This window comes from Candidatus Nitrosocosmicus sp. T (assembly GCF_054408485.1).
This window is the reverse complement of sequence record NZ_CP166992.1, coordinates 2,816,150-2,841,593: the sequence shown is the minus strand read 5'-3', so window position 1 is coordinate 2,841,593 and position 25,444 is coordinate 2,816,150. Positions and strand designations below refer to the sequence as shown.

Sequence of the window (25,444 nt, the reverse complement as noted above, 5' to 3'; positions counted from 1 at the left end):
TTTATTTATTCCTCTATTTCTCAAACCATTCATTAATTCTTTCTAATTCACAGCCGTTTACAGTTATTTTTATGGGTCCCAAGGGGGATTCGTTTTCGTTTTCTACTAATACTACCACGTCTGAAAAAGCAGCCTGTTTATTTAGTAAAAACCAAGTACTTTGCATATTGTAATTATTATACAAAATTCTCTGTAAAACAGCTAATGTTTTTTTTGACCTAATCTTGTCCTTTATTTTTCTCAAACGATCAAAATTATTCATCTTGATATACAAATTATTCTTACTTATCACTGGTTCTGTATTTGGTAATACGTTTTTGACAGCAAAAACCACTTTTTGTACATCTTCAGTCAAATTAATTGGAGTTATAACAATAACTTCTATACTTTCAAGTTCCATTTTTGTTCTAAGTGGTAAGAATGTTTTTTTGGTTCCGTTTATTATACTCATCTGACCACTTTTTAATAATTACTTCTACGTGATTTTTAAGCTCTATTAAGGATAGATCGTTATTTGATATTGATTCGTCCGCAAGAGCTATTGCTTTGCTTATGCCTACGCTCATCTCTCGTTCATCTCTTTGTAAAAACTTTTCATGATTTGATGGTGTATCAGATCTGTCTCGTAATTTTATATGGTTATATCTAATACTCAATGATGCATGAATAGCCAATAACTTTACGAAACCTATATTTCTTAGTACCATATACTCCTCATAACTTCTAATTCCATCTACTACAATAAAATTGACATTTTCCAATTCTTTAATCTTCTCCATCACTAGCCTTGCGACAACTTCATTTCCGTGCTGCTTCCTTAGATTTTTCATCAAATCGCCAAGACTTTTATCATCCATTGGCAAGTTGTTTTCTACCGCTTTTTCCCTTATTACATCACCCATAGTTATTAGATGAAATCCTTTACTTTGGAGAAAAGTAGCAACTGTCGATTTTCCTGCACCCGGCATTCCTGTTAAGCAAATTATAAATTGGTCTAGAACCGACAACCTCTCTATTCTGTGAACATTCTATCAATATTTATTTATTGATTACTTTGATTATTGAGAATTAATATAGTTAGAACTTCATTTGATTGTATTCATGCGTATATTTGTTGCAATAGATATTCCAAAGGTTGGGAAACTTATCCATATTCAGAATCAAATTTTGAAACACTATGAATTTGACCTGCATCATGTCAGACTCGTCAACAAGTATAATCTTCACTTGACAATAATGTTTTTGGGGGAAAAGACCGATCTTGAAGTAAGGGAAATTATCTCCAATTTAGAAAGTTTAACTTTTGATCCATTTGAAATTAAATTCGCTAACATAGGATGTTTTCCAAAAAACTCTAATCCTAAGGTTATTTGGTTGGGACTGGATAATCAAAGTTCTAAAAAATTAAATGACCTTTTTAATTCAATTTCAAAATTGCTTGATAAATATATTGGCTACCGTAAGGAATCACAACATGATTTTAGTGAAGAAAAATCTGTATACGTCCCTCATCTTACACTTTTTCGAATAAATCGGCATTTTAAGGGTCGTATATATTTGGATCCTACTTTTCAATTTAATCTATTTAAAGATGAGATAAGCCAAATTAAACTAAAACAAAGCATGCTCACAGCAGATGGTCCTATATATTCTGATTTGTTTACCATTAATGCCCGAGTATAAAAGAAATGAGTAATCCTGATATCAATAATTTAATTGAAGGAATTTTAAAGAAATGTACTCCTACTTCAGAAGAAGAAATTAACCTTCATGCTATGGCTAACATGGTGAAGAATAAACTTGAATCTTGTGTTACGGAATATAAACTTGGGTCTAAGATAAATGAGATCGTGTTCGGTGGATCTTTTGCTAAAGGAACTTGGCTCAAGAATGAAGCCGATATTGATATTTTTATCAAATTTAAGAAAGACGTTGATTATGGTCATTTTGAGGCTTATGGAAAGCTAATTGGAATGCAATCTCTAAAGGAATATTCTCCGTATCTTAGATATGCAGATCATCCTTATGTAGAAGCTTATGTTGACGGAGTTAAATTTAACATTGTCCCATGCTTTGATGTCTCCTTCGGGGATTGGAAAAGTGCAGCTGACCGTTCCCCCTTCCATACCTCTTATGTAATCAGTAATTTGAATCAGGAAAAGAAAAATCAAGTGAGATTACTTAAGAAGTTTTTGAAATCACTAAAAATTTATGGAGCTGAGATTTCTATAGAGGGATTTAGTGGGTATGTTTGTGAAGTCCTGATTTTGAAATTTGGATCTTTTTTATCTACCATCCAATTTTTTTCTACATATTCTAGTGACAACTCTGTTATCAGCATCGCAACACCTGATCATGAACGGGAAAAACATAAGAGGATTTTTGATAGTTTTTTAGTAATATTGGATCCAATAGATGAAAATAGAAATTTAGGTAGTGCTATTTCATCTCATTCAGTCGCGACTCTAATCCAGTGTTCAAGAAAGGTTTTAGCAAATCCTAGCAATAATTATTTTCGAGAGGAACGGGTATATAACCCAAGCAACGATCTCAAAGCTTTATTGTCTTCTTTCATTATGGTAATTGAATTCAAATATGGTGATAGACCGTCTGATGTAATCTGGGGACAGCTTAAGAAAATGACCAGGTCCATATGTAAATTTGTCGAATCATATGGTTTTAGAATATTGAAATACAAATGTAATGTGCATGAAAAGGAAAAAGTTTGTGTTATTGCTTTATTATACGAGTCTCTAACAATTTCTAAATTATCTTTTAAAATAGGTCCTGAAATATTTAGATTACATGACCTAGAAAAATTTATAGAGATTAATGATGGCTCTCCATTAAAATGGTTAGACAATGACTCTCGAACTAGATGCCTTCTTTTTAGGGAATTTACTAATGCAAAAGATTATTTGGAATTTATTCTCGCGAACAAGCCTGATCTGATAGGGATCCCTAGAGGGTTGAAAGTTGATTTTTTTCGATCCTTCAAAATAGCTACTCTTGATCAAAACCCTACTTTGGATGAACATATAAAAAATACTGTTTCTGAATTATTATATACGGATGGAAGAGTGTTCTAACAAGTTTATTTTATCATCAGCTAATTTGATTGATTTATTATGTTATCCCAGATTTAGTGCCTCTGATTATCATTCTAGGTTGAGTGAACTTAGATCCTTAAATCTAAAATTTGTAATTCTAGAAGGTAATACCCTTTTAAATGCTATTAGAATTTTGGGGAAAGGAAGCGAAGGATTGGTGCTAAAAGTTCAAGATATGCATAGTAAAACTTTGGCACTAAAAATTAAGAGAATTGATTCGTGTAGAACCGATATGCAAAATGAATTTGAATTTTACCAGAGTATAAATAGGATTAATCTAGGACCCAAGGTTTTCTCTTATACAAAAAATGCTCTTTTAATGGAGTTCCTAGAAGGTTTGTCCGCAAGGAACTGGTTCTTAAAATCAGACATGAACTTAGACTTGATACGAAAAATCATAATTAATATTTTGACTCAATGTTATACACTAGATAAACTACACATAGATCATGGTCAACTAAATAAGTTAGATAATCATGTAATAATTTCTCATTGTGGTTCAAAATGCACTATAGTAGATTTTGAAAGTGCTAGCTGCATCAGAAAAGTTAATAATGTTACATCCGCCTTTCAAGGGTTAATTTTCAAGGGTATTATATCAGATCAAATAAACAAATTTGTTAATTATGATAAAAAGAGAGTCGAATTCTTAAATCTATTGTCAAGATATAAAATGGACAAGTCAAAAAAAAATTTTGATTCTATAATCGCACTAATCTGAATTAATCATTTTAAGAATCTTAGAAAAGCATTAATCTTCTTTTGTGTCACTTTAATTATGACACTTCCAAAAGGTTATGTAATACCCAATAAAGAAGCAGAAGAAAAGACCAAACGAGAAGCAGAAGAAAAGACCAAACGAGAAGCAGAAGAAAAGACCAAACGAGAAGCAGAAGAAAAGACCAAACGAGAAGCAGAAGAAAAGACCAAACGAGAAGCAGAAGAAAAGACCAAACGAGAAGCAGAAGAAAAGACCAAACGAGAAGCAGAAGAAAAGACCATTCTACAAGAACCACATAAAGATTCCTCGGTTACAAATAATCTGAATTCAAACAGACTCGATGGGAATCAAAGAAATATTGTAAAAACATTGGAAAATAATTTTAATTATTATATGATATGGGAACAATTACGGGAGGCATATCTTCATACCTTGAAAGAAGCAACTTCATCTTATTTTAGGTTGTTAGATTTTTGGTCACAGCCTAAGAACTATAAGGATTAATTTATTTTTCTTAAATAACTACCAACAAAATTAATCTATTTTTTATTCAATCACAGACGACCTCTTTAAGAGTATAAATCCAGTTCTTTAGTTGAATTAATTATATTATAAACCTTCTGAGTCAAATCGTCTACTTCAACATTCTTGTTTATCACTAAGAATAACACATGTTCTTTGACTGGAATAATTAATATTCTGAGTGAACTATATTGATAACAAATTGAGTTTAAACTTCCAAATGATGTAGTAAACGCTTTCCTTAAATCCACCGCGTATGCAGATTCAGAAATAATAAGTTCTGTATTTCTTCCTTTTAGATGATTGTCCAGAGAATCCCTTTGATTACTGGTATTTAAATGTCCGGATTTTTCAATAACCCCACTAAACAAAATATCATTATCTAAATCTAGTATGCTTTTTGTGAATTGATCCGCCTTCATGTTGTTATATTAAAATAATAAAACATATAGCCTTTTATGAATTTTCAATAATTTATAGTCTCAACATATTTTAAATATTTCAACGAAATCATCATATAAGTCTAAAACATAATATAACCATGGCTAACGATGCATCATCATCATCTACTTCTGCGGATACAATTCCATATCCTACTCTAACTATATTGTATTTGCCATCAGAAGCAAATTTAGCTATTGAAGAAATTAGTCAAAAATATAATAACATGACAGTCGAAGATTGCAAAGGTTTTTTCCATCAGGGGAAAGAAAGGGACTATAAAAAGATAACAATTTGGAGTCAAGGAATCGATAGTCTTTGGTTCAATGCCATAATCGCTCGTATAAAGGATCTATCTAACTTAGAATCTATTCCTATAGTCTCTGGTGGAATAATGTATTCAATCTAGAAAAAGATCACTCTGTCAATTTATGTATTCCAATAAAAATGGAAGTTGTTGTTGGAACTTCGAGTGAAAAGTCAAGCGGATTGTATAAATAAATATTGGTTATCGTATGTGAATATAGAAGATTGGACAAATCATTGGGAATCAGCGATTGATACATACACATGCTCCCTAATTTTGAAAAGTTGGACACCATTTTCATCTGAATTGGGAACACGTTGTTATCGGCAGAAGTGCCTACGATTTGCAATAATGGATGAGTTGAATTACACGGAAGTTTTGCAAGAATGTTTCCATTCAAAATTTTCAATGGCGCTGAACTATATAGCGGAATGTAATCCTTTGAAGAAATAGTCATAGGGTAAGGCAGGATCATGATAGACTGCATATTTTCTAATTTATTGTTACTGTTATTATTACTAGTAATATTATCTTTATCAGGAGAAACAGTTGTAATATTTAGTGTAGTATTATTCGGTCCGAGATAATTTGAGGCATTATCTAGTGTTTGTGAAATTACATTGTCAGTGTCGTTATTATCTGATCTGTTTGCTATCGGAAAAGAAAAATTTTGCATACTTTCAACTACTGAATCAAGTAAGGATGATCCTTTCAAAGAATCAATTAAAGAAATCGCCTCATCACTAGATGACTTTGCTTTATCAAAAATATTGGATGTTTGTTCCATTTGACCAAAAACATCAATATTAGAAACCGAACCCAAACTTAAAATAATTAATCCAGTGATGAAAAAAAACCTGAATTGTGGAAGAATTGACACTGTGATATGATTATAAAAAAATTATTTAATTCTTTCCTTTGATGAATTTGAAGATAAAATATCCCTTATTTTTTCCACACTAGTTAATGGAGGAGAACAAGTAAATTCTTTACATATTATAGCAAAATCACTAGCAGGTTTTTCTTTAATTAGTGACTTATTTTTGAATAAATTATAATTATCTAGCTTTTCTGAGATACTGTCCTCGTGTACAATAGAAAAAATACCATTTGGAACATACATTTTATTCAATTCATCAATCATGTCTGATTTATTATCCTTTGTAAAAATGGTTATTTCGGTTGGTTTTTTAATATATAGATATGTCGATGATAGTAACCAACCAAAACCAAATGGATTATCTAGTGCGGATGATACAGATCCTTTCATCATTTTCTCAGCCATGTCTATGTAATTGTTTTGCCCTGTTATATGATAAAGACGGATTAAATTGGAAATTGAAACCGAATTTCCGCTTGGCAAAGCCAAATCATACAAGACTTTGGTTTTAGTGAGAATAGATTCATGCATGTCAGAAGAATAATAGAAATTATTTTCTTTTCCGTCCCAAAAATGTTTTATCAAAACATCTGTATAATAAGATGCTAGTTCAATGAACCTTGGATTTGTCTTTATCTCAAATAAATCCAGAAGAGAATTTATATAAAAAGCATAGTCATCCAAATAAGCGAGTATCTTGGCTTTATCTTGTTTATAAATTCTATATAAATATCCTTCGTTAGACTTTAACTTTGTTTCGATGACATCCACCGCAGTTAAAGCCGTTTTTAAATAGTCTTCTTTACTTGTTATCTTATAACCTTTGATAAAAGCAGATATAGCTAGTGCATTCCATGATAAAATTGTTTTATCATCTTTTTGAGGCTTTATCCTTTTCTCTCTGATATCAAAAAGCCTTGCAGAATTTACAGATATAAGGTTATTAACCTCCTTTACATCTAATCCATACTTTTTCGCTAGGTGTTCGACGGAGGTTTTGATATTTAGTATGTTTTTCCCTTCAAAATTGCCTACTTCTGTTATATCAAAGTATTCACAGAAGATGTTTTGGTGCAAAGGATTTTGAATTATTGAGGTGACCTCTCTCTTAGACCATACATAAAATTTTCCCTCTTCTCCGTCAGAATCTGCATCTTCAGCTGAAAAGAAAATCCCTTCCTTGTTTGTAAGCACACGTAAAATATAATCCAAGGTTTTTCCAACAGTATCTCTAAATATTTTCTCCCCAGTGATTTGATACATTTCAGAAAACAAAATAACCAATAATGCATTATCGTACAACATTTTTTCAAAATGAGGCACTAACCATTTTTGATCGGTCGAATATCTCGAGAATCCACCTCCTAGATGATCGTGTATCCCTCCAAAGATCATTTTTTCACTTGTTAGAGTTACGAAGTCCTTGAATTTTTCGATATGTGATATATCGTAGTAACGAAGCAAAAATAATAGGTTAGATACATTAGGAAATTTAGGGGACATTCCAAAACCTCCATGAATAAAGTCTGCCATTTGCAATAAATTTAGTGCAGATTCATCTAGAACTGTCTTGTCAAGTTCTACACTTTTGTTGTTCAAAATATCTTTTGATGTGTTTATCAGCGCTTCTACAAATTCCGAGGTGGTCTGATTTATGTCACTTTTTTTATGGGAATAGGCCTGAGAAAGTTGATTTAAAATTTCAGTAAAACCAGGCATACCATATCTGCTATCTTTTGGAAAATATGTACCTACATAAAATGGCTTAAGATCAGGAGTCAAAAATACCGATAATGGCCAGCCCCCATTACCATTTACAAGTTGACATGCTCTCTGATAGATGTCATCTATATCTGGTCTTTCCTCTCTATCGACCTTTATATTAATAAATTTTTCATTCATGATTTTTGCAACTTCGATATCTTCAAATGACTCATGTGCCATTACATGACACCAATGACAGGAACTATATCCGATGCTCAGAAAGATTGGTTTGTCTTCTTTTTTTGCCAAATTGATAGAATCGTCATTCCAAGCCAACCATTTAACTGGATTATAAGCATGTTGCAATAGATAGGGACTATTTTCTTTGATCAACGAATTGGGTTTTGCATTGTCAAAACGATTATCCATGACTCTGAAGGTACATGATTGTATTTATTATGTACTACTTTGCTTTTTTACTACTCTATTCTGAGAGTATCGCAATTAGATGAGAAAAATATCTCTTTAGGCATGGATTAGCAGGAAACGCAGGACTAGAATTCATGTCCAAATATTCTTTCCTTTACTCATTTTCTAATTAAATCGAGAACTCTGTTCCGGCAGCAATTATCTTGGTATTCATTATCTGTATGTGAGTAAAGATGAATTGTTTCAAATACTATGAACAATTAACAATCTGATGAAATCTCTGCGTCTTTAATTTCATTAACAAATACAAATTAAAATGAATTTTTCTGTTTTAGTTTACCATCACAGTACCCACCATCGCTGGATGTAAGGTACAAAAATACGGATACTCCCCTGCTGTATCAAATTTATGCTCAAAGGTTTTTCCCTTGCTGGTAAGTGCTGTGGGACCAGCTAAACCCGAATCAAATGCCTTCCCTACGTCCGGTGCACCGGCACTTCCAGATGTCACAGTATGAAATGCCGAATCATCGTTTGTCCATACAACGGTTTGACCAGCAGTGATTTCGATAGGGTTTGGACTGTAAGCCGTATCAGTCAAAGTTGATGCACCCGGTACAATTGATACTTGAACATTACCTGAAGCTTGATCTGATGCATTGGTCGAACCACTAGTTGCATTGGTCGAACCACTAGTTGCATTGATCGAACCACTAGTTGCATTGATCGAACCACTAGTTGCATTGATCGAACCACTAGTTGCATTGATCGAACCACTAGTTGCATTGATCGAACCACTAGTTGCATTGATCGAACCACTAGTTGCATTGATCGAACCACTAGTTGCATTTTCTGTCAAAAACTGGCGAAGTGAAGGTGGGGTTTGTAATACCGTAGGATCCGTAATAATTGGCTCTTCCGGTAAATGATATTGGGCTCTTAAAGTTGATTGTTGCGTATTTAAAACATCTGATGAGAACGAAGGGCCAATATAGCCAAAGGACGCCCATAAAATATAGATAGATAGCAATGATAAACCTATCACAATAACAGAGAAACCTATAGTACCTATTTTCTTGTTTTTGATTGGAAGTTTTGGAAGGTCACCCTCCTTTGACATAATTACAACAAAAGTCAAAGATATTAAAAAGGTTACTGAATACAAAAAAGTTAACCTTTTAATTCTAATGATGGAATATTCAAACATGACACCAGAAAAAAAAATAGAATCTTTGAATCTTGTCATTCCAATTGGAAAACCAAAAGCTTTAGGTTCGTATGTTCCAATAGTGAATATCAACGATCTAGTTTTTATTTCAGGTCAACTTCCAATTGACATAAATTCTCCATCAAACGATCTGAATTTTAAAGGTAAAGTAGGCAAACAAATTTCAATCGAGGATGCTCAACTAGCTTGTAAAATTTGTTGTTTAAACGCCTTCTCAATTCTTAAGAGCCTAATTGGCGACTTAGATAAGGTAAAGAGAATAGTCAAAATAACAGGTTATGTTAACTGTGATGATACTTTTACAGATCATCCAAAGGTAATCAATGGAGCTTCAGATTTCCTTATTGAGGTGTTTGGAGATTTAGGAAGGCACTCTAGAGTAGCTGTTGGAGTAAACAGTTTACCATTAAATTCTCCTGTAGAAATTGATTTCATAATTCAAATATAGAAAATCAAAAAAAAGAAGTTTATTTCTTCATTTATATTTCAAACGATGGGCATTACTGACCAAATAACTTAAAGTCCGTAATTCCTAAACCCTTTTCTAATGTACTTCCAAGAGGCACTATTTTTAAGAATTTGGCTTCTATGGACGATGGATATATGTACATTTCTGGCAGTTCACCGCTGAATCCTGTGTTTGCAAAAACTATTGGATCAGAATACTGTGAGCCGTCACTTGAACCCTGTACTGCAAAGAAATTGATATCATTTTGTGCATTTTTGAGCCCTAATTGAATTCCGCAGATATTCTTGACATTGTTCAACTGAACGTTCAATTCGTCAATAATACCAAATGACAGCTCTTTTATTAATGGCTGATTAATTACCTTGTTCAATATGCTTGTAGCGGGATTGCCACTTGCAGTTAGCTTATCTAATGTTATCTCATTGCCACATTGATTATTTTCTGGAGTTAAACTTAGCAGATTTAGATTGTTGTCTACAACGTTTAGTAACTTAGAGTATGACACGTATTCTCCGTCTGGATATATAGCATGTACATCAAGATTGTAGAGCCCAGGTGAGGGAACATTTGCTATGTATTCTCCAGTTTCAGTTTTTTCCAAAGCCCATAATGTACTATAATCAGTTTCATAGTCTACGAGAAAAGCATCAACTTGAGAGGGTTCATCTTCAAAGTTAAACGATACCTGATCTCCTCTGTTTATAGCGTATATTAGAGACTTATATTCTAAAGTCTCCGTGTCCTCTGGTTGTCCGACTTTTTTCATTATCTTATCTTTCACATTTATCGTCGGCGTCATATCAGAAATACCGCCATTATGATTTAGACTTACTTTTGGTAAATCTACTGGTGCGGCATTTACTTTGTTATTTAAATCAAATGATGTGGAACCAATAATAAAGACAATAAATGCACTTATGATTACAACATTTTTAATCTTAATATATTGAAACAATTCTAATTTATATTACGGTTGGTAATATTTATGAAATATGTTTTAATTTGTAATAAAAATTCATATAATTTTATTTAATTGTCTCTTCTTATGTTTCATAAGATAGTAAAATACTGGTAGTATAATTTAGATAATAATTATTAATTATAATAGTTTTATAACTAACTACATTGTTTTTCTTTGATAATAAAAACAAGCGTCCCATAAATATGACATTCTCCTAAATTCTTGGAATGAGCATACATAATGCACTATTACTTATCGAAATTGATTTGAGTTTACAAAGAAATACAATTTTAAATGGAGTAAGTGTATAAATGAAAAAATATAATAACTTTTTATATGTTTTTCTAGCATTAACATTAATCTTTTCCACACCTGGATTATCCAGCCTTGTCATCAATGCACATGCTAGTGTGAATATCAATGATATAATAAGTGGATATCTAGATGGAACACCACCATCGCCAGGAAATGATGGAAATTCTTGGCCTTGGCCTTTGTCAAGCCCTGATCCAGCTCCCGCTGCCGCTACACCCGCTGCCGCTACACCCGCTGCCGCTACACCCGCTGCTACACCTACGCCAAGCCTCAGCCCTAGTCAACAATTGCCTGCAGGATGTATTCAAGATAAAGTTACTAGAATAGGTGCTAGTGGTCAAGATGGTAACAATATACCACAAAACGTGCTTGACAATAAATTTAATACTAGGTGGTCTGATTATGGAAAGGGCTCTAATATTCAAATTGATCTTGGGAAAAAGGATAAACTTTGTGCTGTAGAGATTGCATGGCACCGAGGAGACGTTAGGGTAAATGACTTTATGATTTCAACTTCCACTGATGGCACTACCTTTACACCTCTCTTTACTGGCAAGTCCAGTGGTGATACTAATTCATATGAATCCTATGTAGTTAATGATCCCAATTTGACAGCACAATATATCAAAGTTACTGTAAATGGGAATACGGAAAACGACTGGGCTTCTATATCGGAGATCAGGGCATTTTCTAAACCTGCATCCCCAGGTCCAGGTCCAGGTCCAGGACCAGGCCCAGAACCCAACCCCGGTCAATTGCCTGCAGGATGTATTCAAGATAAAGTTACTAGAATAGGTGCTAATGGTAATGATGGTAACCGACCACAAAACGTGCTTGACAATAACTTTAACACCCGATGGTCAAACTACGGCTCAGGCTCTAATATTCAAATTGAGCTTGAGAAAAAAGGTATACTTTGTGCTGTAGATATTGCATGGCACCGAGGAGACGTTAGGACAAATGATTTTGTCTTGTCTACCTCCACTGATGGCACTGCCTTTACGACTCTATATGACGGCGAGAGCAGTGGAGAAACCAACTCACATGAACGTTATCTGATTCAAGACTCTAATTTGACAGCACAATATATCAAAGTTACTGTAAATGGGAATACGGAAAACGACTGGGCTTCTATATCGGAGATCAGGGCATTTTCTAAACCTGCATCAACAGATCCAACACCAACACCAACACCAACACCAACACCAACACCAACACCAACACCAACACCAACACCAACACCAACCCCCAATCCAAGTAATGAAACAGATGTCTTTGGTGTAAAGAAAATTTATCCTGACAAACCAAATGGCGAAAAGTGGTTCATGAATATGGCTAATCCGTCTTCTGACAATAGATTTGATCCCAAACTGACTCTGAAGAAAAATGCTGATGGATCATATAAGGTAACATCTGATAAGGTTAGGATGAATGTATTTACTAGTACTGGATATCACCAAGGTGATATTGATACTTATGATCAAAAATCCCTGTCAGCCAAAGGGTATATGCAAGCCGTGAATGATTGGAGGAATGTGGAAATAACAGAATATGTTAAAATCAATTCAGCTTCAGATTCTGACTTTGATTTGACATTGTATGCCCATGGTGGAAAACATAACTCAGATGTTCCTTGTGAAGGTACCGCATATAAAGGGGGGTTATTCACAGACGGACGTTCTCGATTTGCTAAAGAACAATGGCATTCAGGGGGTTACTCATTTACACCCGCCCAGAAAAATATAGGTTCCATCGAAGGTAAATGGATAGGATTCAAAACCGTCATGTTTAACACTGTCGTAAATGGCGAGCCTGCTGTAAAACTTGAAAACTGGGTAGATGAAAGCAATAACGGTCAATGGAAGAAGGTGTTTGGTTATACAGATAGCGGAGGATTCGGTGAGGATGGCGATAGATGTGGAGGAAGTCCAGACCAACAAATTTCATGGGGAGGACCCATTGTTACATTCCGATGGGACGGCACTTCAAACGTCGATATAAAGAATCTGAGTGTGAGGGAAATAGCTGCAAACTAATCCATCATTCTTCGACATCTATACTTTTCTTCTATACTTTTCTTACTCATACCTTAATTAACGAAAAAAATAATTACAAAGTTGTGTCTTTCATTCGTTATAGATTAATAAGATTAAGGAGATTTGCTTATAATAAGATCTTCATAATTACAAAGTTTTTGCTATTTTTATATATTCGAATAAAAATGTTTTTTGGATTATATTGAAATATGCCTGAAGATAATCTTAACATTCAATAAATAGTGACTGTTCTATTTATTTATGGACTACCAAAAAATAATTGATACTATTTTTGAGCTAAATGATGGTATCCGATATGCTGGATTAATTGATGAAACCGGCTCTTTGATAGCTGGTGGAATGCGTCACGGAATTGATTCCATTGTTGATCAACCAAGCGAAGAATTGTATTTGACTCATACTGCTCTTAGAAAGTCTATGAGAGAAAGATTTGACGATACTATGGGTAAAGCTCGTTTTGCATATATAGAACGTGAGAAGTTATCGCTGCTAACATTTTACTTAGATAAGAAAATGTTGTTGATTACTTTAGAACCTAATCTAGAGTCTCAAAACGTAATTGATTTGGCAGAAGATATTCTAGATATAGTTAGTGGAAATAAGGCTTAATACCCATTCACCTTATTTACCTTCTTCTTTCAGAATTTTTTACTCTATCATAATATTATGCATCATTATTAAATCATCCTTAAATGACTCTAGTTCACTGGGTACCTTTGTTTTTATAGGATCTTTTAATGAAAGGGGCTTATTTGTAATATTAGAAAGAGTTTCCTTCTTCTTATTCCATATTTCTGAATTGAACTTGATAATGTGATGTGTCGATGAAACAAACACATCGTATTCTTTCTCTACGATAGGAATATTTTTTTGACCTGAAATTATCTCTCCGTCCTCATAGATTTTCTTCCACAACTCATATGTAATAAATGGAGAAATCGGTTCTAATAAAAGCAATATAGTTCTAAAACATTTATGAATTGTATAAAGAGCTGATTTTCTTTCATCCTCTGCTTCATTATTGTACGCTCTACTTTTTATCATTTCAATATAATGGGCTGCAAAAATATTCCATGTAAATTCTCTCAATGCATTAGCGGGGATGAAAAAATTTAATTCTTCATAACCTTCAAGACATTTTTTGGTCATGCTTGAGAGTTCTGATAAAATCCATTTATCAGTCGCTTTTAGTTCTCGAGGTTTATTGTTTTCATCAATTATTTCAAAATTAGAAATGAATCTACCAATATTCCATAATTTCGATAAGAATTTTTGTGCACTTTGTATTTTTTGCTCCGAACATCTAAAATCATATCCAACATTTGTCTCACTTGCAGACCAAAATCTGAATGCATCAGCACCATACTTCTTAATAATGGGAAGTGGATCAATTACATTTCCCTTACTTTTACTCATTTTCTCCCCTTTTTCATCAACTCCGTATCCCATTATCCAAGTACTATGCCATGGAATTTGACTCGTAAGGTACAAGCATCTTAGAAGAGTATAGTAAAGCCATGTCCTTACAATGTCTTTTCCTTGAGGTCTAATAGAAAGAGGGTAGATTTTATTAAAAATTTCTTTATTTTTATAGAATTTCGTAATATAAAGAGGAGTTATACTCGAATCCATCCATGTATCGAAAATCTTTTTTTCTCCTTCAAACTTGTCATTGTTACACGATTTGCATTTATCAAATGGTGGAGTTTCATCCCAAGGTCTATAGTATTTTCCAGGTTCAGGAAGGTTTGCTTTTTTACATTTTGTACAATACCATATCGGAATTTCAGTTCCATAAAATCTTCTCCTTGAGATAGGCCAGTCTATCGCAATTGAATTTATCCAATTCAATAGGATTTGTCTATGCATTTCTGGATAGAATTTTATTTCTTTAGAGCGTTCTAACAAATTTGACTTAAAATCAACTTGCTTTAGATAATAATCTTCCAAAGAAATAATTTCAATCGGGGTTTTACTTCTTTCACAAAGGGGAGTTCTATGGGAAATAATTTCAATCTTTTCTACTAACCCTTGCTTTTCTAGCTCATCTATTATTTTACTTCTTGCTTCTTTTATGCGTAAATTAGAAAACATTCCGGCAAATTCTGTTGTTTTTCCATTCAATTCAATAGATTTAATTTCCGTCAGACCCATTTCTCTGAATAATTGAACATCGTTTAGGTCACCGTAACTGCAAACCATAACCGCTCCAGATCCAAAGCTTTTGTTAGCAGAGCGATGTGGTTTTATTTTTACTTCTCTATCAAAAATTGGAATTCTCAAAGTTTTTCCTTGCATGTCTTTGTATCTCTCATCATCGGGATTCACAATTACCGCTTGACATGCAAAGAGGAGTTCTGGTCTAGTAGTGGCAATTACAATGAATTCGTTATTATTCTCTAAGAAAAATTTTATGTAAACTAATTTAGTCTCAACATCCTCATATGTGATTTCTGCATCTGCTATTGTGGTACCACAATCAATGCAGTAGTTGTTTGGTCTATTTCCAAGATATACTAATCCTTTGTTCCACATTTCAATAAATGTTGACTGGGTAAATGCTCTGAAATCAGGAGAATCAGTCTGGTACTTCTGTTTAAAATTCGCACTTAAACCCAAGCTTTCTAGGATTTCTATAAATTCACTTTCAGTATCGTCAAGCGTTATCTTACATAACTTCAAAAACTCTTTTCTTTCTGTATTTCTCATTCTGATCTTGTATTTTTTTTCTGTGTGGATTTCTACGGGAATGCCATTACGATCCACGCCAATTGGAAAAATAACTCTAAAGCCCTTTAGGCGGGCAACTCTTGAAATCATATCTATCTGAGAATAATGGGCAGCTGCACCGATGTGCCACGGTCTTCCAGATGGATAGGGAGGGGGAGTATCTATAACAAAATATTTATCTTTACTTTGATCAGTTTCAACATTATCATAAACATTATTAACCTTCCAATCTTCTATGATCTTTTTCTCAATATCTGATGACCATATCTTTTCAGTAATCTTTGAACTCAACTTTTAATTTGTAATACTCTTTTATTAATTAGTTATTAACCTTCCTAGGTCGGTCTCAACGAATGTTCTGGATGTCTAGATGGAATTTTAGATGTAATCTGAATCTTGAATAATTCTAGAATATAATGCTACTGAAATGAGAGTGTCAAGGTTTTACTAATTATTAGCACTTATCGGATGTAGGAAAGAATATGAGCGCCCTTATTGACTCCCTCATATATATACACACCAAGGGCTTGTACATTCTCGGGCATTTTGCCTGATAGCATTCTTATAATTTCTGTAGAAAGATTTTCTACAGTCGCCTCGCCTTCTAAAAGATAGGTTGTATACTTTGGAACTTTTAAATCAAAAAATCCTTTTGGACCGTCAAATTCAATAAAAAAGTGATCGTTGTCTTCCTTCTTTAAATATTTTCTATTAATAAAAAATTTATGATCGATTTGGTATAAAGCTTCTTTAATTAATTTTTTAGCCTCTGAGAAGTCGATCACTAGATTATTTTTCATTTCGCCTATAATCTCTACCATGACCGTAGACGTGTGACCATGAATTATTGAACACTTTTCGACTAGCGGTAATATATGAGCATAATCAAATGATAATGAGGGGTCCTCGATAAATATAGATCCAACCTGTTTGCTTTCTTTGTCAAACAGGAAGATGTTGTGCATCTCATTTATTTTGCCTAAGTAAGCCGATCTCCCTACGGCAATCATATCTACAAATGGGAATCTTTCTTGAATGATTCTAAATTCATTCATGTCATTATCGTTTTCAATTATTTTAATGAATTTATCTCCAATTTTAAAATCTATACTTAATTTTGAATCATTTAAAACATTATCGTAATTATATTCAATTTTCAAAAAGTCCAATAGTTTTGAGATTGAATATCCTGTTCTATTCTTGATCAAGTTTTTGCTTTGACCTATGTATTTCACATCTTTATCCAAATCTATTTTTACTTATCTTCTCTCTATTATAATTATTACAAATATATTCTGAAGTAACCAATACCTAAAAGTGCTCATATCCGACGAATTAACCCAAATTTTATATTCTACGGTTGAAGAGTTCACAAATCATTCTGATAAGGTCGTGATAGCATTTTCTGGAGGGGTTGATAGTTCTTTATTGGCAAAAATTTGTAAAGATCTGGGTAAACAAGTACACCTAGTAACAATTGGTTTTGCCAATTCCCATGATATTATTTTTTCTAAATCTATTTCTAAATCTCTCTCTTTAGCTATGAATCACATAGCTTATGAGATTAAGGAGGAGGATGTCCAGGATGACATTAAGTTTGTAAAATCAAAACTTTCTTGTAATGTTCTTTCCCACATTGAAAACTGTATTGCCTTTTTTCAGATAAGTAAAATCATAAAATATCACGAATTGGAGGATTCTTTCCTAACCGCTAACGGATTTGACGAGTTATTTTGTGGATATGATCGATATAGATCTTATTATCAAAATGGTAAGGAGTCTGTAACCACTTACATGGAAGAAAAATTAAACAATGAAGATCATATGATGAGAGAAATTTCCAATGTGATAGCAGAACTGAATATATATTCATACCAACCATTTCTATCAAAAACATTTGTTAAATATGCAAAAAGTATCCCCATGGAATATAAAATAAATGGCCAATATGATATGTTAAGAAAGCATATTTTGCGAGAGATTGCAATAAGAATTGGCGTTCCAAAAGAAGCAGCCATGCATCCTAAAAAGGCTATTCAGTATGGATCAATGATTCATAAATATCTATTAAAGAATAAAAGCATCTTGAAAGTATAACATACAATGGTTGTGCAATAGTGTCTTATATCTGACTACCTTGCGGAATAAATGAATCTGGCCTGATGTCTTATTCCTTAAAATGATGGTCAAATGATGGTCAAATGTCCTAATTTTGCTCTGTGGTCATTTTGTGCTGTAATGGAGTTCTTTAATACCTTTGAATATTTATAAATTAATATTCCAATGGGTCAAAAGGTTCCATCTGCCATCAAGGAAAAAGTAATAAATGCATGGCTTGAAGACAAACCTTGTAATATCATATCTGATGAAAACGAAATAAGCTATGGTAGTGTCACTAATATAATTACAGCGGTCAAGAAAGAAAGTATAAAAGATATTGACCTACCCAGAGCAGTTGCAGTTTTATTGAAAAGAAATGGTCTTAGTCTGACTTATCTTGCTTCATCAATGAGGCTAAAAAATAGACTAAATGATTCGAAATTAAATGAAATACAAGCCGACTCCTTTCTTGAAAATATGGCTATACACTGATTCAAGGAAGAAATTGATCCAAAAGAATTTCTATTCCAAATAGGTAAAGTGTGCTCCATTGCTGAATATTTGCATATTCCAGTTACGCGATTGCCTGATTTTATAGGGAAAAAAACTAAGAAAATAATGACCAGGCCATACAGGATAATAAATAAATCACTTATTTGATCATTTTGGATGAATTAAGACGTATTGCATAATTTATTAAAATTAATTAAATCGTGGATAGCTTATCCATTCTTATGCATTACGTTTGAAATTTCGTGTTAGACATTATTTTACCACGGTAACCATTTTTTTTATTCAACACAAAAAATTATTAGATACAAGACTGTTTCGAATTTGGATATATCTTACCTTTGATTACTGGTATCTGGTTTAGTATCGTTATTATTCCATGTAATCGTTTCATTAACCTTAACTCTAATTTGACTTGGTTGGCACCACTGTCTTGAAACACGTCGGTCATATCTGACTCAGGATTTGCAGATCCTTGTGGTGTACTAACCCAAGTCTTGTTGGAATCCTGTTCCTGTGTATTCAAAAATGATGATGATAGATTGGGTTGTTGGAATAAGCATCATGAGAGCTAATAATGTAAAATAAAAATAATAACTCATGGAAAATAATCAATTTGTTCTGTTATGATTGCTATTACTTAATAGTCTTCAAAATACTGCGTTAGGATATGGTATGAATTAATAGCCAATTCCATATCAGTTACGAATCAATAAAATTTGCTTCTGCAATAAAAACATTAATTGGAAAAATATGGATCTATTGTAATTCAATATCTTTTGGTGTTATGCTAACTGCTGATTTGAAATTTTTTATTTCACCAACAAAGAATACATTTTAGCCATCAATTAATAAGAACCTGATGTGGGAAATGGCATTAGATTGGACTTTGAATCAGGAATGTCTGTATATCCTAATAGTAGCAATAAAAACATTAATTGGAAAAATATGGATCTATTGTAATTCAATATCTTTTGGTGTTATGCTAACTGCTGATTTGAAATTTTTTATTTCACCAACAAAGAATACATTTTAGCCATCAATTAATAAGAACCTGATGTGGGAAATGGCATTAGATTGGACTTTGAATCAGGAATGTCTGTATATCCTAATAGTAGCAATAAAAATATAAAAGATATGAATTATTGACAAAAGGTCAATTTTGACTTTTAGTAGAATGTTATAAACCTTGTTGTGTAACTAAACATGATGAATAACATTCTCATTTTCGCAACGATTTGCGTTCTAGCCGTATCAGTGTTATCTATAGGTGTAAGTATGCCAGTACTAGCTCAAGAAAATAATACAGAGTCAGAAAATAATACAATGTCAGCAATGGAAACCAACCCGGAATCTTCAATACAGCCAGGAATGGAAATTAACGGAACTACTATGATAGCTAATGGTACAAATGCAACGACTACCACTCCAGCACCTATTAATGCAACATTTGGTTAGAAGTTGTATATTCTTCAATTTTTTTAATCTCCATTTTAACTATTAACTTTTCATATATGCAAATCGTCTACATAATATATAGATTTTTTAAGAGATATTTCGATTGAAATGAATTGATAAAACCTGCTCTTTCTCAAAGTGACCATGATTAATTCAGATCATTAGTATTCAAATCATCACAATTTCTTTGCTAAAAATTTTAATCAGTAGTAAGATAACGCGATAAATATTTCTTGTTTTTTTAATTGATCAACTTTAGAAGTTATGGATAAATATCGAATTTTCAACGGTGTGAAACAATTAAAGACGATTGATAAGATACTTATTCACTCACTATACCTTGACCCCTACATTTCGTATAATATAATACTCATTTTTATAAATTATCCAAAATATAGTTTTAACTAACAATATTAATTGGTTAATCTGACGAAAAATAGAATAAGTTATGGATTTTGACGTTTTGTTAAAGATTTGCATTGTTTGTAGATGAAAGTAAATATTATTCATTCATTTAAAATTAAAATTATCCAAATTTTTGTTCATGAAACTATCTTATATAAAATTCTTATCTCCAAAAGGTTTAAGAATATCTTCTATCTAATTTAGCTAGATGAAGAGTACATTAGCAATTTTTGCTTTGTCAGCTGTTTTGATGTCTGGATTAATTTTACTTCCAGGCGTAAACATGAAATCATTTGCAATATCAAATGATCAAAGTCAATTAACACTAGCCAATATGAATTTAGTAATGGGTGGAGGGTTCCAACAGATCTCTACTGAAGAGGCAGAGGAAAGTGAAGCACCACAAAAGAATGTAACTTTTGTAGCCATTGAGAAGAATATTACGTTAAGTGATGGTTCAAATATATCAGCTTCGACTTGGAATGGTACAATTCCGGGACCAACAGTTCGTTTGACAGTAGGAGACATTTTGAACGTTAACATCATTAATCATCCCAATAATTCCCTAGTCCACAGCTTAGATCATCATGCTTCTACAATTAGCGCTTCACCTGCTTTCGGTCCAATAAATGTGAGTGACTCAAAACAGTATTCCTTTGTTGCAACTCAACCAGGATTCTTCAAATACCATTGTGAAGGTGGAACCGAAGCTGGCGTTCCGGTTATAAACATGGACCAACACGTATTCCAGGGAATGGTCGGTGGTGTAATTGTTGATCCAGTAGATGGTTATACTGGGTATGAAGGTGTCGGCATAGAAAATGGTACTATGGCATTAAATACAACAGACGTATCTCCAGATGCTAAAGAAGTTACATTCCAATTCTCAGAATACTATTTGACCGCTGAAGGCGCATTCGATAGAGAAGCTATGAACGCACACATTCCTACCAGCGCTTGGATTAACGGTATGCCATTTGGATATGATCCGGTAATTACAAAAGTAGGTCAAATGCCATTATTCATGAAAGTAGGTGACCACGCAAGATTCTTCGTGCTAAATCACGGTGATCTTCCAGTCAACTTCCACATTGTAGGTGAAATACTTGACAGAGTAACAGATGGTAGCATTGTTAATGGAATTGGTAAACAAACATACACAGTAGGTGGATCTAACGATGCAATTGTTGATGTAGTATTTGACCAACCAGGAGTTTACGCATTTGTAAACCATGACTACTCACAATTGTTCAAAGGCCAAGCAGGTCTAATTGTAGTTGACGGTCCAGACAACGCTATAAGCAATAGTCTTGGTTTGACAAGTGATGCAAATCCATCAAATGCAATTCCACCAACTGGCACAAACAGCATTCCAGTGGAGGTCACACCATATATGGTTGGTACTCCAACAGCCTGGAACGGTCAAAACACCACATCTACAACATAAACCATCTCTTTTTTTTAACTAATTATTATATAACCTGAAAAATAGTATTTAGGCAAAATAATATAAATAAAATAAACAAAGAAATTAAGTTATTATCTTATCTCAATAACTCTAGCAATATTCTCTCTATAGTATTTAGCTTTAGCAAAGAATCTACATCGCCCTTTTCTGCTAGGGCTTGATATATTTCGAATATATTAGCTAATGCTTCTTTTATCTTTGCACTTTTGTCAGGGTCCACGGCTTTTGTAGTTGCTGTAGTTGTTGATGATGATGTCGATGTGTTATTAGGATTTGTAGGTGTCTCTAAAATATCCAATTGTGCATTTACCAGTTGACTAACTGGATAAATGGAATTACCTGCTACGAAAATAGCTATCATTACAACGGATAACTTGCCTAGATTATTCATATACTATCAATATTTTTTCTTATTATAAAAGTAATACCTTAGTTAGTAATTTAGAATGTATCATTATGATTTTAATTATATAATGAATTTATAGTTTATCGGATACTTATTAAATACTATATTGCTAGTGAAGATTCTTAACTATAATTCATTAATAGTTTTCTATAATTATTCTTCCTTCTCTATTTTTGTCAAAAACCTTTTCTATGGCTTTTCTTGAATCTTCAAGAGAATATCTTTTCCAAACTTTAGTTTTAATATTTTGCTCTTTTGTCATTTCTATAAGATTTAGTAAACCTTTAACGGATCCTCCAGTAGTACCTTTAACCGTAATTTGTTTGTTATACATCAATCTGCCATCAATAATTAGGTTACCGCCAGTAAGTACACCAAATATAATTATTCTTCCTAGCTTTCCAACCACATCCATTCCCTTTGTCCATGTCTCTTCTCCAAGTGAATTAATGACTACGTCAGCCATAGCTCCATTTGTAATCTCAAAAATTTTTGCTCTAAGGTTTTCATCAATTGGTAAAACATAGTCTGCGCCATACTGCTTAATCCATGGTTTAGAAGAAAGCGATATTGTAATAGCAGAAATGGCCTTGCCAATCTGGGAGCAAAAAAGGCCTGTATTGCCAGAACCACCAAATACTACAAGGTTCTCATCTGACTTGAGTCCTGATTCTAGTATTGCGTTATAGGCTGTTAATCCTGATATAGGTAAAGCAGAGGCAAGTTCCCAATCTAATTCGTCAGGAATCTTTATGATATTGTGTTGAGGAATTATTATATATTCTGCAAATCCGCCATTTATTGAAATACCGATCATTCCGCCGTATTCACAGAGCATTTGATAATTATTCCTACAATATTTGCAGATTCCGTCAAATACTCTGTTATATAGTATAACACGGTCGCCTTCTCTGATTGAATTATTTACTCTTTTGCCTTTACTTTTTACAGTCCCCGCAATTTCAGAGCCAGCTATGTGAGGATATGGATTTATCTTCATTGCAGGACCGTTTACTCCGTGTATTCCCGTTACAGCATAATAATCAATGGGATTGACACTGGTGCACTTGATTTGTACTAGGACTTCATAATCTCCTATTTCTGGTAATTCGTAATCTCCAAAGATCAAATTTTCAATGCCGGGCTTGTTAAAGAAAAGGGCTTTCATATTTTATTTCAGTTGTATTTTATGTATAATACCTTTTTTGTTTTCTTATTGTTAATACTTGGTAAGTAATCATCTTTTAGATTGTATCAAAATTTAGAAATACAATGAATAATAACTTTTGCTTATGAATGTTTATCTTATTTTTATGGTGATATTTGTTATTGGGTTTTCCGTAGTCCAAGTTCCATATGGATATTCGCTTAATAGCAATAATAGCACTTCTACCTATTACGAAAAAAGTTGTAGAAACGATAGCTGCGTCGTAACCACTTGTAATAATGGTCAAAGCTGTAATACAGCTCTATCTGAAAATTCCACAAGTAACAACACTCAATCACAGTTGACAGATAAGGAAAGTTTTGAAACAAAAAAATTAGACTTCAAGAATTTTTGGGAAAATTTCTTGAATTTCAATAAGTAAGAAAAAGAAAGAAAAAGAAAGAATATTTTTCATTTTTTTAAAGTAATGAAGTCGGGGTTGTTCTTCTCAGACTAATTTCTCATTATCTAAATGAATTAAAGAATTGTAATTGAAAATTTTTTACTGACATGCTTTTACTTTTACAACAAACTCTTGTATATTAAATACATAATTTTTAGGAATCTGAATAAGCAAAATTAAAACCTTATAATCTTGCATATTTCAAATCTATTAATCAAAAAATCAAAATTTTATGATAATTTTATTATTCTATTTATTTTGACTCGAATTCTTAAGTAAAAAAGGAAAAACTTTATAATCTACTGTAAACCTTTTGTGACCGTTGGCAATAGATACTGGTGATACCACGTGGATGTTAATCGCCACTGGATTAGTATTTTTGATGACCCCTGCTCTGGGTTTTTTTGAGTCAGGGTTAATCAGACTAAAAAATTCGTTATCTGTAATTATGCAAACTATGACGGGAATGGCGCTACTATCAACCCTGTGGTTTATAGTTGGCTTCACGTTAGTGTTTGCACCGGACGTTAATGGAATTATAGGAGACCTTTCTTGGTTTTTCTTTAACAATGTACCATTTAGCGATTCGGTTTCTTGGGCCCCCACAATACCTGGAGTTAACTTCGCTGCCTACCAAATGATGTTCGCAGTCATCACTCCTCTCCTTATTACTGGTGCTTTTGCGGAACGTATGAAATGGAATGCCTTTTTCATTTTCATAATTGTATGGAGCCTTGTAATTTACTATCCGCTCGCCCATTGGATATGGGGTGGCGGTTGGCTAGCAAAGTTAGGAGTCTTTGATTTTGCAGGAGGTATAGTTATTCACACAAGTGCGGGTATGGCGGCTCTAGCGTCGGCCTTGGTCTTGGGTAGACGAAAGGGATTCGGTCCGGAAATTATGGTGCCTCATAATCTTCCGCTGGCGGCTATAGGAGCTACTCTACTGTGGCTAGGATGGTTTGGTTTCAACGCAGGTAGTGCTCTGGCATCGGGGGCGCTTGCTGCAAGTGCTCTACTAGCCACACAAATAGGAGCTTGTACTTGTGCACTTGTTTGGATACTACTAAGTTGGAAGAGAACTGGAAAGCCTACCGTTAGTGCAGCAATAAATGGTGCAATTTCGGGGTTGGCTGGAATTACTCCAACTGCCGGTTTTATTACAGGTCAATGGGCATTCATATTGGGTATCGTATTGGGCTTTGCATCCTATTACGGGATTGTATTGATAAAGGAAAGATTAAAGATCGATGATGTTTTGGATGTAAGCTCTGTTCACGGGATTACTGGTATAGTTGGCAGCTTGTGGATAGGTCTGTTTGCAACACAAGCAGTCAATCCAATCGGTCCAAACGGTTGGCTATATGGAAACCCAATGCAGTTACCAATCCAAGCTTTCGGTGTTGGAGTTGGCGCGCTATTAGCTTTTGTTGGAACATTTGTAATTTTGAAGATTATAGACTATGCTATAGGGATTAGAGCAAAGGAAGAAGAGGAGGACCTGGGCCTGGATATTTCGTATCATCAGGAGGTGGCTTATGAAAATAAGTAATCTCACCTTTATCTTTTTATCTTCATAAAATCAAATTTTATTTTTTTTAAATTATTTTAGT

Annotated in this window: 26 protein-coding genes; 14 read left to right on the top strand and 12 right to left on the bottom strand. The window is 33.3% G+C overall.

Features of this window, described 5'->3' with window-relative positions:
- Positions 1–13: 13 nt before the first annotated feature.
- Together AB0A59_RS14635 and AB0A59_RS14630 are read right to left on the bottom strand one after the other, a co-directional pair.
- Entirely contained in the window at positions 14–451 is a 438-nt protein-coding gene (locus AB0A59_RS14635; RefSeq protein WP_458744958.1) for an RNA-binding domain-containing protein, read from the bottom strand.
- Positions 408–1,007: a nucleoside monophosphate kinase gene (locus tag AB0A59_RS14630; protein WP_458744957.1), complete on the bottom strand. Its 600-nt coding sequence runs from the start codon at positions 1,005–1,007 to the stop codon at positions 408–410. The genes AB0A59_RS14635 and AB0A59_RS14630 overlap by 44 nt, the downstream gene beginning before the upstream one ends.
- Before the next feature lie 94 nt (positions 1,008–1,101).
- Here AB0A59_RS14630 and thpR point away from each other — a divergent pair, with 94 nt between their 5' ends.
- The 4 genes from thpR to AB0A59_RS14610 all read left to right on the top strand — a co-directional run bounded on the left by thpR (position 1,102) and on the right by AB0A59_RS14610 (position 4,335).
- The gene (thpR, locus tag AB0A59_RS14625) at positions 1,102–1,683 is read left to right on the top strand and encodes an RNA 2',3'-cyclic phosphodiesterase (protein WP_458744955.1); all 582 of its coding nucleotides are present in this window, start codon (positions 1,102–1,104) and stop codon (positions 1,681–1,683) included.
- A gap of 5 nt (positions 1,684–1,688) precedes the next feature.
- Positions 1,689–3,089 carry a CCA tRNA nucleotidyltransferase gene (gene cca / locus AB0A59_RS14620; protein ID WP_458744953.1) on the top strand — a complete coding sequence of 467 codons (1,401 nt, stop codon included), beginning with the start codon at positions 1,689–1,691 and terminating at the stop codon, positions 3,087–3,089.
- A gap of 79 nt (positions 3,090–3,168) precedes the next feature.
- The gene (locus tag AB0A59_RS14615) at positions 3,169–3,831 is read left to right on the top strand and encodes a hypothetical protein (protein WP_458744951.1); all 663 of its coding nucleotides are present in this window, start codon (positions 3,169–3,171) and stop codon (positions 3,829–3,831) included.
- A gap of 57 nt (positions 3,832–3,888) precedes the next feature.
- A complete protein-coding gene (locus AB0A59_RS14610) occupies positions 3,889–4,335 on the top strand; it encodes a hypothetical protein (protein ID WP_458744950.1) in 447 nt (148 codons plus the stop codon).
- Between the two features lie 65 nt (positions 4,336–4,400).
- Here AB0A59_RS14610 and AB0A59_RS14605 read toward each other — a convergent pair whose 3' ends face one another.
- Positions 4,401–4,775: a DUF6659 family protein gene (locus AB0A59_RS14605; RefSeq protein WP_458744948.1), complete on the bottom strand. Its 375-nt coding sequence runs from the start codon at positions 4,773–4,775 to the stop codon at positions 4,401–4,403.
- Positions 4,776–4,894: 119 nt separating this feature from the next.
- Here AB0A59_RS14605 and AB0A59_RS14600 point away from each other — a divergent pair, with 119 nt between their 5' ends.
- Entirely contained in the window at positions 4,895–5,203 is a 309-nt protein-coding gene (locus AB0A59_RS14600) for a hypothetical protein (protein ID WP_196817289.1), read from the top strand.
- A 7-nt stretch (positions 5,204–5,210) separates the two neighbouring features.
- On the opposite strand, the gene AB0A59_RS14595 is transcribed toward AB0A59_RS14600, so the two are convergent.
- From AB0A59_RS14595 to AB0A59_RS14585, 3 genes are all read right to left on the bottom strand, one after another.
- Positions 5,211–5,981 carry a hypothetical protein gene (locus AB0A59_RS14595; RefSeq protein WP_458744946.1) on the bottom strand — a complete coding sequence of 257 codons (771 nt, stop codon included), beginning with the start codon at positions 5,979–5,981 and terminating at the stop codon, positions 5,211–5,213.
- A 21-nt stretch (positions 5,982–6,002) separates the two neighbouring features.
- Entirely contained in the window at positions 6,003–8,114 is a 2,112-nt protein-coding gene (locus AB0A59_RS14590) for a thioredoxin domain-containing protein (protein WP_458744944.1), read from the bottom strand.
- 331 nt (positions 8,115–8,445) lie between these two features.
- Positions 8,446–9,234, bottom strand: a complete 789-nt coding sequence (locus tag AB0A59_RS14585; protein WP_458744942.1) for a plastocyanin/azurin family copper-binding protein — start codon at positions 9,232–9,234, stop codon at positions 8,446–8,448.
- Between the two features lie 85 nt (positions 9,235–9,319).
- Between AB0A59_RS14585 and AB0A59_RS14580 the strand changes: the two genes are divergently transcribed.
- Complete coding sequence (locus AB0A59_RS14580) at positions 9,320–9,790, top strand: RidA family protein (RefSeq protein WP_458744940.1); 471 nt, start codon at positions 9,320–9,322, stop codon at positions 9,788–9,790.
- Positions 9,791–9,842: 52 nt separating this feature from the next.
- Here the strand turns inward: AB0A59_RS14580 and AB0A59_RS14575 are convergent, their stop codons facing one another.
- The gene (locus AB0A59_RS14575; protein ID WP_458744938.1) at positions 9,843–10,766 is read right to left on the bottom strand and encodes a hypothetical protein; all 924 of its coding nucleotides are present in this window, start codon (positions 10,764–10,766) and stop codon (positions 9,843–9,845) included.
- A 317-nt stretch (positions 10,767–11,083) separates the two neighbouring features.
- On the opposite strand from AB0A59_RS14575, the gene AB0A59_RS14570 reads away from it, so the two are divergent.
- The gene (locus AB0A59_RS14570) at positions 11,084–13,123 is read left to right on the top strand and encodes a discoidin domain-containing protein (RefSeq protein ID WP_458744937.1); all 2,040 of its coding nucleotides are present in this window, start codon (positions 11,084–11,086) and stop codon (positions 13,121–13,123) included.
- Positions 13,124–13,384: 261 nt separating this feature from the next.
- Positions 13,385–13,753: a DUF6659 family protein gene (locus AB0A59_RS14565; protein ID WP_458744936.1), complete on the top strand. Its 369-nt coding sequence runs from the start codon at positions 13,385–13,387 to the stop codon at positions 13,751–13,753.
- A 39-nt stretch (positions 13,754–13,792) separates the two neighbouring features.
- Here the strand turns inward: AB0A59_RS14565 and AB0A59_RS14560 are convergent, their stop codons facing one another.
- On the bottom strand, positions 13,793–16,165 hold the full coding sequence (locus AB0A59_RS14560; RefSeq protein ID WP_458744934.1) for a valine--tRNA ligase: 2,373 nt from the start codon (positions 16,163–16,165) through the stop codon (positions 13,793–13,795).
- A 170-nt stretch (positions 16,166–16,335) separates the two neighbouring features.
- Positions 16,336–17,121, bottom strand: a complete 786-nt coding sequence (locus AB0A59_RS14555) for a 6-pyruvoyl trahydropterin synthase family protein (RefSeq protein ID WP_458744932.1) — start codon at positions 17,119–17,121, stop codon at positions 16,336–16,338.
- Between the two features lie 70 nt (positions 17,122–17,191).
- On the opposite strand from AB0A59_RS14555, the gene AB0A59_RS14550 reads away from it, so the two are divergent.
- A complete protein-coding gene (locus tag AB0A59_RS14550; protein WP_458744930.1) occupies positions 17,192–17,971 on the top strand; it encodes an asparagine synthase C-terminal domain-containing protein in 780 nt (259 codons plus the stop codon).
- 186 nt (positions 17,972–18,157) lie between these two features.
- Positions 18,158–18,466 (top strand): hypothetical protein, encoded by a 309-nt coding sequence (locus tag AB0A59_RS14545; RefSeq protein ID WP_458744929.1) that lies wholly within the window; start codon positions 18,158–18,160, stop codon positions 18,464–18,466.
- A gap of 319 nt (positions 18,467–18,785) precedes the next feature.
- Here the strand turns inward: AB0A59_RS14545 and AB0A59_RS14540 are convergent, their stop codons facing one another.
- Positions 18,786–19,010, bottom strand: coding sequence for a hypothetical protein (locus tag AB0A59_RS14540; RefSeq protein WP_458744927.1), 225 nt, complete (start codon positions 19,008–19,010; stop codon positions 18,786–18,788).
- 680 nt (positions 19,011–19,690) lie between these two features.
- Between AB0A59_RS14540 and AB0A59_RS14535 the strand changes: the two genes are divergently transcribed.
- Both AB0A59_RS14535 and AB0A59_RS14530 read left to right on the top strand, forming a co-directional pair.
- Positions 19,691–19,942: a hypothetical protein gene (locus AB0A59_RS14535; RefSeq protein WP_458744925.1), complete on the top strand. Its 252-nt coding sequence runs from the start codon at positions 19,691–19,693 to the stop codon at positions 19,940–19,942.
- 613 nt (positions 19,943–20,555) lie between these two features.
- Positions 20,556–21,794 carry a multicopper oxidase domain-containing protein gene (locus tag AB0A59_RS14530; RefSeq protein WP_458744923.1) on the top strand — a complete coding sequence of 413 codons (1,239 nt, stop codon included), beginning with the start codon at positions 20,556–20,558 and terminating at the stop codon, positions 21,792–21,794.
- Between the two features lie 97 nt (positions 21,795–21,891).
- Here the strand turns inward: AB0A59_RS14530 and AB0A59_RS14525 are convergent, their stop codons facing one another.
- Positions 21,892–22,206, bottom strand: coding sequence for a hypothetical protein (locus AB0A59_RS14525; protein ID WP_458744921.1), 315 nt, complete (start codon positions 22,204–22,206; stop codon positions 21,892–21,894).
- A 151-nt stretch (positions 22,207–22,357) separates the two neighbouring features.
- Positions 22,358–23,389 (bottom strand): alcohol dehydrogenase catalytic domain-containing protein, encoded by a 1,032-nt coding sequence (locus tag AB0A59_RS14520; RefSeq protein WP_458744919.1) that lies wholly within the window; start codon positions 23,387–23,389, stop codon positions 22,358–22,360.
- A gap of 124 nt (positions 23,390–23,513) precedes the next feature.
- On the opposite strand from AB0A59_RS14520, the gene AB0A59_RS14515 reads away from it, so the two are divergent.
- Together AB0A59_RS14515 and AB0A59_RS14510 are read left to right on the top strand one after the other, a co-directional pair.
- Entirely contained in the window at positions 23,514–23,810 is a 297-nt protein-coding gene (locus AB0A59_RS14515) for a hypothetical protein (protein ID WP_458744918.1), read from the top strand.
- A 343-nt stretch (positions 23,811–24,153) separates the two neighbouring features.
- The gene (locus AB0A59_RS14510) at positions 24,154–25,383 is read left to right on the top strand and encodes an ammonium transporter (protein WP_458744916.1); all 1,230 of its coding nucleotides are present in this window, start codon (positions 24,154–24,156) and stop codon (positions 25,381–25,383) included.
- The last annotated feature ends 61 nt before the right edge of the window (positions 25,384–25,444 follow it).